Genomic DNA, 14,013 nt, shown 5'->3' on the forward strand with positions numbered 1-14,013 from the left:
GTGGACAGCCATACTTCTGATTTATGGCAGCAAATTTTATCAATCATACAAAATAAACTCAGCAAACCCAGCTTTGACACCTGGTTCAAAGCCACCAAAGCCACCAAGCTGAATGATCGTTCAATCGTCATTTCCGCTCCAACCACGTTTGCCGTCGAATGGCTGGAGAGCCGTTACACCAAATTGGTTGGCTCGACGGTATACGAGCTGCTTGGCAAGCAAGTCGATGTGAAATTTGTCATCGAAGAGAACAAGCCTGCTGAACCGGACCCGCAACTGCCGGCGCCAACGCCTACAGTTGTACAGGAAGAAGCCGTACTCAGCATGCTGAATCCGAAATATACGTTCGATACATTTGTCATCGGGCCGGGCAACCGTTTTGCCCATGCCGCATCGCTGGCGGTCGCTGAAGCGCCCGCCAAAGCTTACAATCCTCTCTTTCTGTATGGAGGAGTAGGTCTCGGTAAAACTCACTTGATGCATGCGATCGGACATTATGTTCTGGAGCATGATCCGGGCAGCAAAGTCGTTTATTTGTCGTCTGAGAAATTCACGAACGAATTCATTAACTCAATCCGTGACAACCGCGGGGAGAGCTTCCGTAACAAATACCGGAGCGTCGACATTTTGCTCATTGATGATATTCAGTTCTTGGCGGGAAAAGAATCAACACAAGAGGAATTTTTCCATACGTTTAATGCGCTGCATGAGGAACGGAAGCAGATTATCATCTCCAGCGACAGACCACCGAAGGAAATTCCGACACTGGAAGAACGGCTTCGTTCTCGCTTTGAGTGGGGGTTAATTACGGATATCCAGCCTCCAGATTTGGAGACGAGGATTGCAATTTTGCGTAAAAAGGCACGTGCGGAAAACTTGGATATTCCGAATGAAGCGATGATGTACATTGCCAACCAGATTGACACCAACATCCGTGAACTGGAAGGCGCCCTGATTCGGGTCGTTGCTTATTCTTCACTGACTAACCAAGATGTAACCACTCATCTGGCAGCTGAAGCACTGAAGGATATTATTCCGTCCAGTCGTCCCAAAATGATCACTATTCATGACATCCAACAAAAGGTCGGCGAGTATTATAGCCTTAAGCTTGAAGATTTCAAAGCACGGAAACGGACCAAGGCAGTTGCTTTTCCAAGACAGATTGCCATGTATCTCTCTCGTGAACTGACAGACTTTTCTCTGCCCAAAATTGGGGAAGCATTCGGAGGACGAGATCACACCACTGTCATACATGCTCACGAAAAGATCTCCCAAGCGATTAAAAACGATCAGGATCTCTATAAAGTTATCAACAACTTAACCGAAAAAATTAAGAATCCAACCTGAACAAGTCCCAAGCCTATGCACAACGTATACACATGTGGATAGGCTTGGGTGTACGGGTTTATACCCACTTATCCACATATTCAGTGCCCCTATTACTATTATTACTAAAAAGATCTTAAAGATATCATCTCCAAAATAGCCATTTCGGAGCTTAGCCTTCGGCCTTTGAAAAACACCTTTAAACACCCCAACACCCAAAAAATCAGCTAGGAGTGAAACCATGAAAATCAGCATAATGAAAAACTACTTAAACGATTCCATACAGCAAGTATCCAAAGCGATCTCAAGCCGTACAACGATTCCGATTCTGAGCGGTATCAAATTCGACGTGAATCATCAAGGTGTAACGTTGACAGCAAGTGACACCGATATATCCATTCAATCCTTCATCCCGCTTGAAGATGGAGATAAAAGCGTAGTTCAGGTAGATCAACCCGGCAGTGTGGTTTTGCCAGCCAAGTTTTTTGTGGAGATCATCAAGAAGCTGCCATCACAGGAAGTACACATGGAAGTCAAAGAGAACTTCAACACCTTTATCTCCGCAGGTGCTACCGAAATTCAACTGGTAGGTCTGGATCCGGAAGAATTCCCGGTACTGCCAAGCATCGAAGAAAACCAAACGGTCTCCATTCCAGGAGATTTGCTGAAAAATATGATCAAACAAACGGTCTTCTCCATTTCCACACATGAGACTACTCCAATCCTGACAGGTGTACTCTGGAGTTTGGGTGACAACGAATTGAAATTTGTGGCAACAGACCGTCACCGTCTTGCTACTCGATCAGCAATGCTGGATAATGCAGAAGGTATCCGCTTCAACAACGTGGTCATTTCCGGTAAAACGCTGAACGAGCTCAGCAAAATTGTTCCGGATCAAAATACCCTTGTGGATATCGTTGTTGCAGATAACCAGGTCCTGTTCAAAATCGACCGTGTATTGTTCTACTCCCGTATTTTGGACGGGACATATCCGGATACTTCTAGAATTATTCCAACGTCATACAAAACAGAACTTGTTTTAGATACAAAAAAATTAAGTGAATCCATTGACCGGGCTTATTTGCTGTCGCGTGAAGAGAAAACAAACATCGTGCGTATGCAAACGATGGATTCGGGATCCGTTGAAATTTCTTCAAGCTCTTCCGAGCTAGGTAAAGTAAGAGAAGAAATCGAACCTGCCGAGTTTACAGGAGATCCGTTAAAAATCTCGTTCAACTCCAAATACATGCTGGATGTGCTGAAAGTTGTTGAAAGTGAGCAGCTGATGATCGCTTTTACAGGAGTCATGAGTCCAATTATCTTGAAACCGCTGGATGACAGTCACAGCCTTTACGTGATATTGCCATATCGGACGACCAACTAACGAAAGGAAGATCACAGTGAACCAAGTTACGATTCGTACGGAATATATTAAGCTTGATCAATTTCTGAAACTGGCTGATTGCATCCCAACTGGAGGTATGGCCAAAGCTCTTCTTCAGGAAGGACTTGTACGTGTGAATAAAGAGCCTGAGGAACGACGGGGACGTAAGTTATACCCTGGGGATATCGTTGAAGTGGACGGAGAAGGCACATTCGAAGTTGCTGCAGAATAAGAAGACCAGTTCGATCCTGCTGCCTCCTGACGGACGGGATAAAAGGGAGGTTACCGCGTGTTTGTGAACAGCATTGATCTGCAGAATTTCCGCAATTATGAACATCTGAGACTGGATTCCTTTGGTCCCGTAAACTTGTTGATCGGGCAAAATGCCCAAGGCAAGACCAATCTTGCAGAGGCGATTTTTGTACTTGCACTCACCAAGAGCCACCGTACATCCCGTGACAAGGAGTTAATCCGTTTCGGTGAGGAACGTGCCAGACTTGCAGCAGAGGTCGACAAAAAGTACGGATCGGTCAAGCTTGAACTATCTTTGTCGCAACAAGGCAAAAAAGCAAAGATTAACGGCCTGGAGCAGCGCAAGTTAAGTGATTTTGTCGGAGCGCTCAATGTTGTGATGTTTGCACCGGAGGATCTGGAGATTGTAAAAGGCACACCGGGGGTCCGCCGCCGGTTTCTTGACATGGAGATTGGACAGGTTGCACCAGGTTACCTGTATCACCTGCAGCAATACCAAAAAGTGCTCGTACAACGAAACAATTTGCTTAAGCAGTTATGGGGAAAAGGGGCATCGGCCCAGACCATGCTTGAGGTGTGGAACGAACAACTGGTCGAGCATGGTGTTAAAATCGTCAAAAAAAGGAAACAATTCATAAAGAAACTGCAAAAGTGGGCAGAAACGATTCATCAGGGGATCACCGGAGGCGGAGAAGTCTTGCGGCTGGCCTACCTTCCTTCCTTCAGCGAAGCCGCTGAGGAAGATGAAGCTGTCTTAATGGACCAATTTATGATAAAATTATCACAAATGAAAGAGCAGGAGATTCGCCGAGGCACAACCCTTAGTGGGCCGCATCGGGATGACCTGTCCTTTTTCATTAACGATCGGGAAGTACAAACATATGGCTCGCAGGGGCAGCAGCGCACAACGGCGTTGTCCCTTAAACTTGCGGAAATTGAACTGATTCATGAAGAAATCGGAGAATATCCAGTTCTGTTGCTGGATGATGTTCTGTCCGAGCTGGACCCTTTTCGCCAGACGCAGCTGATCGAAACGTTCCAGAGCAAGGTGCAAACCTTTATTACGGCTACGGGGATCGAGAGTCTGAACGTTGACAAGCTCAAAGATGCCAGTATTTATCACGTTCATGCCGGACAGGTTGAACGCTAAGGAGTGAGGGGCTTATGTACATTCATCTGGGCGGTGAGAAGATCATCCGTTCTTCCGAATTGGTCGCTATTTTTGATATATCGATTGAAAAATCCTCAAAGATCTCCAAGCAGTATGTCACGCATGCCGAGCAGGAAAAAACAGTGGAACACATCGGCGAAGAGGAAGCCAAGTCCATTGTGGTGACCAAAAACATTGTGTACTACTCGCCTATTTCCTCAGCCACGCTGAAGAAGCGGGCTCACATTTTTCCGGATCTCTAGCGTTGTGTGGCATAAAAGAAGTCTCTTTTGCTGCTTGTCTTTAAATTTGAATAGCTGGCTGAAATGAAGGACGTTGCCTATTTCAGCAAACATTATTAGTTAACGCATATTTACGATATTGAATCTATAGAAGTAGGTGAAAGGCATGTCTATGAATCAACCGTCATATGATGCGAATGAAATTCAGGTCCTTGAAGGATTGGAAGCCGTACGGAAGCGTCCGGGCATGTATATCGGTTCCACCAGTTCCAAGGGCCTGCATCATCTGGTCTGGGAAGTAGTGGACAACAGTATTGACGAAGCGCTTGCAGGTTACTGCGACCACATTGAGGTCAGTATCCATGAAGACAATAGCGTGACTGTAGTCGATAACGGACGGGGTATTCCTGTCGGCGAACATACCAAAATGAAACGTCCTGCACTTGAGGTAGTTATGACTGTCCTCCATGCAGGGGGAAAATTTGGCGGCGGCGGATATAAAGTATCCGGTGGTTTGCATGGTGTTGGTGTGTCCGTTGTGAATGCACTCTCTGAAAAAGTGGTTGTAACGGTTAAACGTGAGGGACATATCTATCAACAGGAATATCGCCGTGGAGCTCCACAGTACGACCTGAAAGTGATCGGTACAACCGACGAAACAGGAACAACGGTTAGATTCCATCCGGACCCTGAAATTTTCACGGAAACAAGAGTGTTCGAATATGACATCTTGCTTGCCCGGATTCGTGAGCTGGCATTCCTGAACAAGGGCATCGGTCTTACATTGACGGATGAGCGTACCGGTGCAACCAACTCGTTCATGTACGAAGGCGGCATTATCGAATACGTCTCCTACCTGAACCAGAAGCGCGAAGTCCTGCATGAGAATCCAATTTACGTCGAAGGTTCCAGAGATAACATTCAGGTGGAAGTTGCCCTGCAATACAATGACAACTACACCGAGAATATCTATTCCTTCGCGAACAATATCAACACGCATGAGGGTGGAACGCACGAATCAGGTTTCAAGAGTGCCCTTACACGGATCATCAATGACTATGCTCGTAAGGCGGGTGTAATCAAGGACAGCACGGGGAACCTTTCCGGAGATGACGTGCGTGAAGGTTTGACGGCCATTATTTCGGTCAAGATTCCGGAACCGCAATTTGAAGGACAGACAAAGACCAAGCTGGGAAACAGCGAAGTGCGTGGGATTGTCGAATCCTTGTTTGCCGAGAAGCTGCAGGAATTTCTGGAAGAGAATCCTTCCGTATCCCGTCGCATTTTGGAAAAAGGGCTGCAAGCAGCACGTGCGCGTGAAGCTGCCCGCAAGGCCCGTGAACTGACACGTCGTAAAGGTGCACTCGAAGTAAGCTCACTTCCAGGTAAACTGGCAGACTGTTCATCCAAGGATGCTTCAATCAGCGAATTGTACATCGTCGAAGGTGACTCTGCAGGCGGATCAGCGAAACAAGGCCGGGATCGTCATTTCCAAGCGATTTTGCCGTTGCGTGGTAAGATTTTGAACGTGGAAAAAGCTCGTCTTGACCGGATCTTGGGTAATGCCGAGATTAGAGCAATTATTACGGCGATGGGTACAGGTATTGGTGATGACTTCGATATCGCCAAAGCCCGTTATCACAAAATCATTTTGATGACCGATGCCGATGTCGATGGTGCTCATATCCGAACACTGTTGCTGACATTCCTGTATCGGTACATGCGTAAAATCATTGAGGCAGGTTATGTATATATTGCACAACCGCCATTGTTCAAGATTGAGCGTAACAAAGTGATTCGTTATGCCGGTTCCGAGAGAGAGCGCGATGAAATTATTGCAACGCTCGGCGAAAATGCGAAATTCAACGTTCAGCGTTACAAAGGTCTTGGTGAGATGAATGCCGGACAATTGTGGGAAACGACCATGGATCCGGAGAGCCGGACCATGATGCAAGTATCGATCAATGATGCCATACTTGCTGATACCATGTTTGACACCCTGATGGGGGATAACGTTGAACCGCGTCGTGACTTTATCCAGGAAAATGCAAAATACGTGAAAAACCTCGACATTTAACATATTCGAAGAGGCGCCTGAGAGGGCGCCTTTTTTTATATTAGGGAAGGTAAAGAACAGGGAAGGCGTATACTTAGATCTCCGTAACCCTTTGTTATCTGCGTACACGTTTTTTGGCAGATGAAGCCTGTGCTTTAGGGGATGTACGGGAGCTCTTACCCTTTTTGGAGGGCAAACGACCGTATGCAATCGCATAACGTTTGATCTTCCGGTAAGCCCCCTTGTCCGGTAATAAGCCAAAGGCATAAATGCCTGGCAGTGTGTTGACTTCAAGAATCCAGGGACGCCCTGCTTCGTCTAGCGCAATATCAATACCGATCTCTTTGAGCCTTGGAAATGATGTTTGCAACTGCACAGCGGTATGAATACCTAAGTGGTACAGCTCAGTACGAAGTTTTTTGAAGCCATCCTGGTGAAGATGGGGGAGTGCGAGTTCTTCAAACGTGGCCAATCGTCCGCCACCATGAATGTTGGTGATGATTTTGCCCGGGGCAGCAACACGTCCCAGAATACCTGTTGTTTCCCAGTTGTGTTGCAGATTTTTCTGAGTTAACACACGCAAGTCAAAAGGTAAATCTCCATGCTTCATCAGCGAGATTCCCTGTTGAATGATATAATCACGTTCCTGAATGCGATCATTCAGTGCTCGTTCGAGTTCGTCCAGGGAATGAAATGATCTCTCCTCTGTACCGTATTGGAGATGATATGTTGTTGTGAGATAGGTAGCTCTGGAGATAACAGCACTTGCTTCGGGTTCATCAGGCAGGCTCCGATCATTGGTTTCTTCCGGAACCTCTGCATCTGTGGTGGAATCCTCTGAATGAACAACAGGTTCGTATAGACGGGTTGTTTTCACCCGCATGACCCCATTACCGTAAGTACCACGGTCCGGTTTGATATAGTTGGACTCAAATAACTCAGTCATTCGTTCCAGAGTTTGACGGCTATATTTTCGGGTCACTGGGATATATTCATTCACAATGCGACTGCGTTGTAACACAGCTGTTTTGGCCCATTTGCTGGAGACGCGTTGGATACCCAAGATTCATCAGTCCTTTCATGTTTTGTTCAGTTCTAAAGAGGGACAGACACGGAGAAATCAAAGGACAAGAGACGATTTCAGTGGTATAATAGAGAAATATGGCGTTTTGTGCGATGAGCTGCACAATTTGCAGTTTGATCGCAGGACGGGAATGGCTTTAGCCTCGGTAGGCACAGTACATATGCCGTTTTTCTAGCATTGTATGTGCAATTGGGGAGGAAGGCAGGGCGTATCCCCAGACACGCAGAAGTTCCCGGAAGAAAGGCTATTGCCCAGCGGACGTTTAATTGTGTAACTTTTGTGAAAGTAATATAATAAAGAGTAGCGTTCTTGCGCGGTTTTAGCCTTGTTAGGCTTTTCACATATAATCAATTTTTTTGCATGACGGAATGGAACGTTTGTTGAAGGACAAGAAGGAGGTCCAGCATGGCGGAAGAAATGAACTCTCAGATTACAGATCGGGATATAGGCGTCGAGATGCGTGAATCGTTTATGGATTATGCGATGAGTATCATCGTTAGCCGTGCCTTACCTGACGTGCGTGATGGATTGAAGCCGGTTCACCGGCGTATTCTGTACGCGATGTCAGAGCTCGGCATGACACCCGATAAACCACATAAAAAATCAGCCAGAATCGTCGGCGAAGTTATCGGTAAGTATCACCCACACGGTGACTCTGCTGTTTACGAGACAATGGTACGGATGGCACAGGATTTCTCCCTGCGTTATATGCATGTAGATGGACATGGTAACTTTGGATCGGTCGATGGTGATATGGCCGCAGCCATGCGTTACACCGAAGCACGTTTGTCCAAGATTGCTATGGAAATGCTCAGAGACATCAACAAGGATACAATTGATTTCCAGCCGAACTATGACGGTGAAGAACATGAGCCAATCGTTCTGCCTGCTCGTTTTCCTAACTTGCTTGTCAACGGGGTCGGCGGGATCGCGGTAGGTATGGCCACTAATATTCCTCCTCATAATCTGGGCGAGGTCATTGATGGTGTACAGGCCATGATTCAAAATCCGGACATTACATCCATGGAACTCATGGATTACATTCAAGGACCAGACTTCCCTACGTCCGGCTACATTTTGGGCCGCTCAGGCATTCGCCAGGCGTATCAGACCGGGCGTGGTTCAGTAACGATGCGGGCCAAAACCAACATCGAAGAGAACAACAACAAGGCGCGAATTATCGTTACGGAGCTACCTTATCAGGTAAACAAGGCGAGACTCGTTGAGAAAATCGCCGAATTGGTACGTGATAAGAAGATTGATGGCATTACTGACCTTCGTGATGAGTCTGACCGTAATGGTATGCGGGTTGTAATTGAGCTTCGCAGAGACGTGAATCCAGGGGTTGTCCTGAACAACCTGTACAAACATACATCGATGCAATCCACTTTCGGGATTAACATGCTTGCGATTGTTAATAAAGAACCTAAAATTCTGAACTTGCGCGAAGTGTTGTATCACTACCTGCAGCATCAGATTGAGGTTATTCGCAGACGTACGCAGTTTGAACTGAAAAAGGCTGAAGCTCGTGCACACATTCTAGAAGGTTTGCGTATTGCGCTGGATCATATCGACGAGATTATTACGTTGATTCGTTCATCCAGTAATGCGGATGCAGCCAGAGAAGGTTTGATTGAGCGCTTCTCACTCAGTCATGATCAGGCTCAAGCTATTCTCGATATGCGTTTGCAACGCCTCACAGGTCTGGAACGCGAACGTATTGAAAATGAATATAACGAACTGATGGTCAAAATCAGAGAGTATCGCGAAATTCTGGCCAATGAGCATCTGGTGCTTGAGATTATCAGTACGGAGTTGCAAGAGATCCGCGACCGCTTCAGCGATGATCGTCGTACGGAAATCACTGTAGGTGAAGAGAGTATTCTGGATGAGGACCTGATTCCACGTGAAGAGGTTATCATTACGATTACTCATACAGGCTACGTGAAACGTCTGCCGGTATCCACATACCGCAGCCAAAAACGTGGTGGACGTGGGGTCGTGGGAATGGATACGAAAGATACCGACTTTGTCGAGCATCTGTTTGTGACCAACTCTCACAACTACCTCATGTTCTTCACTGACAAAGGTAAAGTGTATCGTCTCAAAGCTTACGAGATTCCAGAGCTTGGACGTACCGCACGGGGAACGCCGATTATCAACCTGATCCAGATCGAGCAGGGCGAATCGGTCAATGCCGTAATTCCGGTTCAGGAATTCGAAAGTGACAGATACTTATTCTTTGCTACCCGCCAAGGGGTTGTGAAGAAGACGCCACTTGAGGATTACACCAATATTCGCAAAGGCGGCTTGATCGGTATTTCCTTACGTGATGATGACGTTCTGATCGATGTTAAGCTGACCGATGGATTGCAAGAGATCATCATGGGTACAGCTCACGGAATGTCTATTCGATTCTCGGAAGGTAATGTACGTTCCATGGGACGTAGCGCAACCGGGGTCAAAGGGATTACATTGGATGAACAGGATGCTGTTATTGGCATGGATGTAGTTGATAAAGAGCTTGATGTTCTGATCGTTACAGCCAAAGGTTACGGTAAACGTACACCTGTCAGTGATTATCGGATGCAGACTCGTGGCGGTAAAGGGATCAAGACTATTAATGTCACAGAGAAGAACGGCTCAGTAGTCAGCCTCAAAATGGTTAAAACAGAAGAGGATCTGATGATTATCACGTCTAGCGGTACGTTGATCCGGATGAGCATGGAAGGCATATCCACTATGGGTCGATACACGCAGGGTGTGAAGCTGATTCATATTCGTGACGAGGATTCAGTAGCTACAGTCAGCCGAATTGACAAAAATGAAGAGGAACCAGACGATGAGTCGCTTGAAGGCTTGGAAGGCGAGGAGTCCCAAGCTCCGGTAGTAAGCTTGGAAGAAGGCACCGTTTCTGACGCTGAGGTTAATGAAGTTGAGGGCGACGACGATTCCGGTTCGGAAGCATAAAATAGAATTTTATAAAGACTGATCTCTTTGAGATTGGAAGAAGATTGCGAGGGCTCCCACGGGGAGCCCTTTTGTTTGTATAAAGGAATCTTCTTTTATTCTTCCGAATCTGGGATGTACAGCCTGATTCCTGAGTAATATAATGGGAAATATCATGAAAAACCGGGACTATGGTCTTGTTTGTATTAACATAGAAGAACGATGAGTGAGGGGAATACACATGGGATTAATCACCCTGTCAGAAGTCAAACCAGGACTCAAACTTGGGAGTGATGTGCAAACACTTCGCGGCAACGTTCTGCTTCAGAAGGGAAAAGTCATTTTACCCAAGGATATGGAAGTGCTCAAAGCTTTTATGATTCAACAGGTAGATATTGAACAAGAAAGAACGGTGTCGAGTAGTACAGGAACCAAAGGTGCATCTGTGTCCGCAGGAAGTTCTGCCAATGACAACAATGGTGAACGGGCAGGGAAGACAGGGAACGTCACCACAGCTCCTGTAGTAACGTCTTTGCAGGATGAGTATGAGAAGATGGTCGGACTAACCAAAAATTCTTTCCTGTCCTCTCTGGCGGCTGAATTACCGGTCTATGAGTTACGTACACAGTTGGAGTCTGTGTTTGCACATCTCAAACAATATAATGTGCTTACCTTCAGTCCACGAGTAATGCAAGAACATGATTATGTATATCACCATGCCGTACTGAGTGCGATTACATCCTATCAACTGGCTCAATGGATCGATCTCCCCTCCAAGGATTGGATGCAAGTGGCTTTTGCAGGTTTGTTCCATGATATTGGTAACAACAAGGTAGATCCGCAGATTCTCCATAAACCATCCACGTTGACGGCTGCAGAGCAGGAAGAGATTCGTCAGCATACGAAATATGGTTATCAGATCCTTAAACAGGCAAGGGCCATTAATGAGGGAGCCAGACTTGCAGCTTTGCAGCATCATGAAAAAGTGGATGGATCAGGCTACCCGTTGCAGCTTAGTGGGACGCAGATTCATATTTATGCGAAGATTGTAGCTATCGCTGATATTTTCCACGCCATGACGCTGGAGAAGATCTACCGCAAGGCACAATCACCATACCTAGTCCTAGAACAGATCCAAAGTGAGGCATTTGGGAAATTGGACCCTGCAATCGTAAGTGTATTTGTTCAACGGTCGACCCAGATCCATAATGGCATCCGAGTAAAACTCAGCAATAACCAAATTGGAGAGATCGTATTCTCTGATCGAGATCATCCTACACGGCCTATGGTGTCAGTAGAAGGAACCATCATTAATCTGATGCAGCAACGGCAGCTTCACATCCAAGAGGTTATCGGATAACAATAGATATTAAAGTAACTTGATGAGAGAGCCTTTCTTTTATAGAGAGGCCTTTTACGTGAGATAAATGTGGAAATGTAGAAAAACCAGAAAGATTATAGAGTTATATATAATTACTCAAAAAAAGACTTGCATTCAATATCTGTACATGGTATATTCTAATTCCGGCCAAGAAAACACGGTTTACACGGTGCGGCAAGCAAATGAAATAAGCTTCGAAAGAAACTTAAAAAAGAGCTTGCTAAGTTGGTTCGGAAGTGTTATGATATAAAAGTTGCTGAGGAGAACAACGCTTGGTAACAAAACAAGTTTGATCTTTGAAAACTGAACAACGAGTGAGTAAACATTCTGCTTGCAGAATGAACGCGAAAGTTTGAAACAAGCCTTGGCTTGAATCGACTGGAGCACAAATGAGATTTTTAATCTCGTCAGATTCAAAATGAGCTTATCGCTCTTTTCAATACTTTATTGGAGAGTTTGATCCTGGCTCAGGACGAACGCTGGCGGCATGCCTAATACATGCAAGTCGAGCGGACTTGAAGAGAAGCTTGCTTCTCTGATGGTTAGCGGCGGACGGGTGAGTAACACGTAGGCAACCTGCCCTCAAGTTTGGGACAACTACCGGAAACGGTAGCTAATACCGAATAATTGTTTTCTTCGCCTGAAGGAAACTGGAAAGACGGAGCAATCTGTCACTTGGGGATGGGCCTGCGGCGCATTAGCTAGTTGGTGGGGTAACGGCTCACCAAGGCGACGATGCGTAGCCGACCTGAGAGGGTGATCGGCCACACTGGGACTGAGACACGGCCCAGACTCCTACGGGAGGCAGCAGTAGGGAATCTTCCGCAATGGGCGAAAGCCTGACGGAGCAATGCCGCGTGAGTGATGAAGGTTTTCGGATCGTAAAGCTCTGTTGCCAGGGAAGAACGCTTGGGAGAGTAACTGCTCTCAAGGTGACGGTACCTGAGAAGAAAGCCCCGGCTAACTACGTGCCAGCAGCCGCGGTAATACGTAGGGGGCAAGCGTTGTCCGGAATTATTGGGCGTAAAGCGCGCGCAGGCGGTCATTTAAGTCTGGTGTTTAATCCCGGGGCTCAACCCCGGATCGCACTGGAAACTGGGTGACTTGAGTGCAGAAGAGGAGAGTGGAATTCCACGTGTAGCGGTGAAATGCGTAGATATGTGGAGGAACACCAGTGGCGAAGGCGACTCTCTGGGCTGTAACTGACGCTGAGGCGCGAAAGCGTGGGGAGCAAACAGGATTAGATACCCTGGTAGTCCACGCCGTAAACGATGAGTGCTAGGTGTTAGGGGTTTCGATACCCTTGGTGCCGAAGTTAACACATTAAGCACTCCGCCTGGGGAGTACGGTCGCAAGACTGAAACTCAAAGGAATTGACGGGGACCCGCACAAGCAGTGGAGTATGTGGTTTAATTCGAAGCAACGCGAAGAACCTTACCAGGTCTTGACATCCCTCTGACCGGTACAGAGATGTACCTTTCCTTCGGGACAGAGGAGACAGGTGGTGCATGGTTGTCGTCAGCTCGTGTCGTGAGATGTTGGGTTAAGTCCCGCAACGAGCGCAACCCTTATATTTAGTTGCCAGCACTTCGGGTGGGCACTCTAGATAGACTGCCGGTGACAAACCGGAGGAAGGTGGGGATGACGTCAAATCATCATGCCCCTTATGACCTGGGCTACACACGTACTACAATGGCCGGTACAACGGGCTGCGAAATCGCGAGATGGAGCCAATCCCAACAAAGCCGGTCTCAGTTCGGATTGCAGGCTGCAACTCGCCTGCATGAAGTCGGAATTGCTAGTAATCGCGGATCAGCATGCCGCGGTGAATACGTTCCCGGGTCTTGTACACACCGCCCGTCACACCACGAGAGTTTATAACACCCGAAGTCGGTGGGGTAACCGCAAGGAGCCAGCCGCCGAAGGTGGGATAGATGATTGGGGTGAAGTCGTAACAAGGTAGCCGTATCGGAAGGTGCGGCTGGATCACCTCCTTTCTATGGAGAATCGTTTCCTGCAACGGAAACATTCAAATATGCAGCTTAGCTGCAAAACACTCACTCGTTGCTCAGTTTTGAGAGCTCAAACTCTCAAACAGCTTGCTTTTGCATGGAGCTTGTTCTTTGAAAACTAGATATCGAAACGAAACAAACGCGAATTAGAACATTCCTTTTTAGCTGAACTTGTGC

General features: G+C 46.8%; 9 protein-coding genes and 1 rRNA gene. 9 read left to right on the top strand and 1 reads right to left on the bottom strand.

The features are described from left to right. The 6 genes from dnaA to gyrB all read left to right on the top strand — a co-directional run bounded on the left by dnaA (position 1) and on the right by gyrB (position 6,431). On the top strand, positions 1 to 1,347 hold the full coding sequence (gene dnaA, locus MKY92_RS00005; protein ID WP_036611990.1) for a chromosomal replication initiator protein DnaA: 1,347 nt from the start codon (positions 1 to 3) through the stop codon (positions 1,345 to 1,347). A gap of 220 nt (positions 1,348 to 1,567) precedes the next feature. Then, positions 1,568 to 2,710, top strand: a complete 1,143-nt coding sequence (gene dnaN, locus MKY92_RS00010) for a DNA polymerase III subunit beta (RefSeq protein ID WP_017691408.1) — start codon at positions 1,568 to 1,570, stop codon at positions 2,708 to 2,710. A gap of 16 nt (positions 2,711 to 2,726) precedes the next feature. Next, positions 2,727 to 2,942 carry a S4 domain-containing protein YaaA gene (yaaA, locus tag MKY92_RS00015; protein ID WP_036611994.1) on the top strand — a complete coding sequence of 72 codons (216 nt, stop codon included), beginning with the start codon at positions 2,727 to 2,729 and terminating at the stop codon, positions 2,940 to 2,942. 57 nt (positions 2,943 to 2,999) lie between these two features. Next, a complete protein-coding gene (gene recF / locus MKY92_RS00020) occupies positions 3,000 to 4,112 on the top strand; it encodes a DNA replication/repair protein RecF (RefSeq protein WP_017691406.1) in 1,113 nt (370 codons plus the stop codon). Positions 4,113 to 4,126: 14 nt separating this feature from the next. Beyond that, positions 4,127 to 4,375 carry an extracellular matrix/biofilm biosynthesis regulator RemA family protein gene (locus MKY92_RS00025; RefSeq protein WP_017691405.1) on the top strand — a complete coding sequence of 83 codons (249 nt, stop codon included), beginning with the start codon at positions 4,127 to 4,129 and terminating at the stop codon, positions 4,373 to 4,375. Positions 4,376 to 4,520: 145 nt separating this feature from the next. After that, a complete protein-coding gene (gene gyrB / locus MKY92_RS00030) occupies positions 4,521 to 6,431 on the top strand; it encodes a DNA topoisomerase (ATP-hydrolyzing) subunit B (protein WP_036611997.1) in 1,911 nt (636 codons plus the stop codon). Positions 6,432 to 6,525: 94 nt separating this feature from the next. On the opposite strand, the gene MKY92_RS00035 is transcribed toward gyrB, so the two are convergent. Next, entirely contained in the window at positions 6,526 to 7,473 is a 948-nt protein-coding gene (locus MKY92_RS00035) for a YheC/YheD family protein (RefSeq protein WP_339298708.1), read from the bottom strand. 426 nt (positions 7,474 to 7,899) lie between these two features. Here MKY92_RS00035 and gyrA point away from each other — a divergent pair, with 426 nt between their 5' ends. From gyrA to MKY92_RS00050, 3 genes are all read left to right on the top strand, one after another. Beyond that, the gene (gyrA, locus tag MKY92_RS00040; protein WP_036671890.1) at positions 7,900 to 10,464 is read left to right on the top strand and encodes a DNA gyrase subunit A; all 2,565 of its coding nucleotides are present in this window, start codon (positions 7,900 to 7,902) and stop codon (positions 10,462 to 10,464) included. A gap of 220 nt (positions 10,465 to 10,684) precedes the next feature. Further along, entirely contained in the window at positions 10,685 to 11,803 is a 1,119-nt protein-coding gene (locus MKY92_RS00045) for an HD-GYP domain-containing protein (protein ID WP_339298709.1), read from the top strand. A gap of 465 nt (positions 11,804 to 12,268) precedes the next feature. After that, positions 12,269 to 13,821: ribosomal RNA gene (locus tag MKY92_RS00050) — 16S ribosomal RNA — on the top strand. The last annotated feature ends 192 nt before the right edge of the window (positions 13,822 to 14,013 follow it).

The sequence above is a fragment of the Paenibacillus sp. FSL R5-0623 genome (assembly GCF_037974265.1).
Classification (GTDB): domain Bacteria; phylum Bacillota; class Bacilli; order Paenibacillales; family Paenibacillaceae; genus Paenibacillus.

Coding starts and splice junctions, on each gene's coding strand:
- MKY92_RS00045 (WP_339298709.1), top strand. CDS start 10,685: ATGGGATTAATCACCCTGTCAGAAGTCAAACCAGGACTCAAACTTGGG.
- gyrB (WP_036611997.1), top strand. CDS start 4,521: ATGTCTATGAATCAACCGTCATATGATGCGAATGAAATTCAGGTCCTT.
- gyrA (WP_036671890.1), top strand. CDS start 7,900: ATGGCGGAAGAAATGAACTCTCAGATTACAGATCGGGATATAGGCGTC.
- dnaN (WP_017691408.1), top strand. CDS start 1,568: ATGAAAATCAGCATAATGAAAAACTACTTAAACGATTCCATACAGCAA.
- MKY92_RS00025 (WP_017691405.1), top strand. CDS start 4,127: ATGTACATTCATCTGGGCGGTGAGAAGATCATCCGTTCTTCCGAATTG.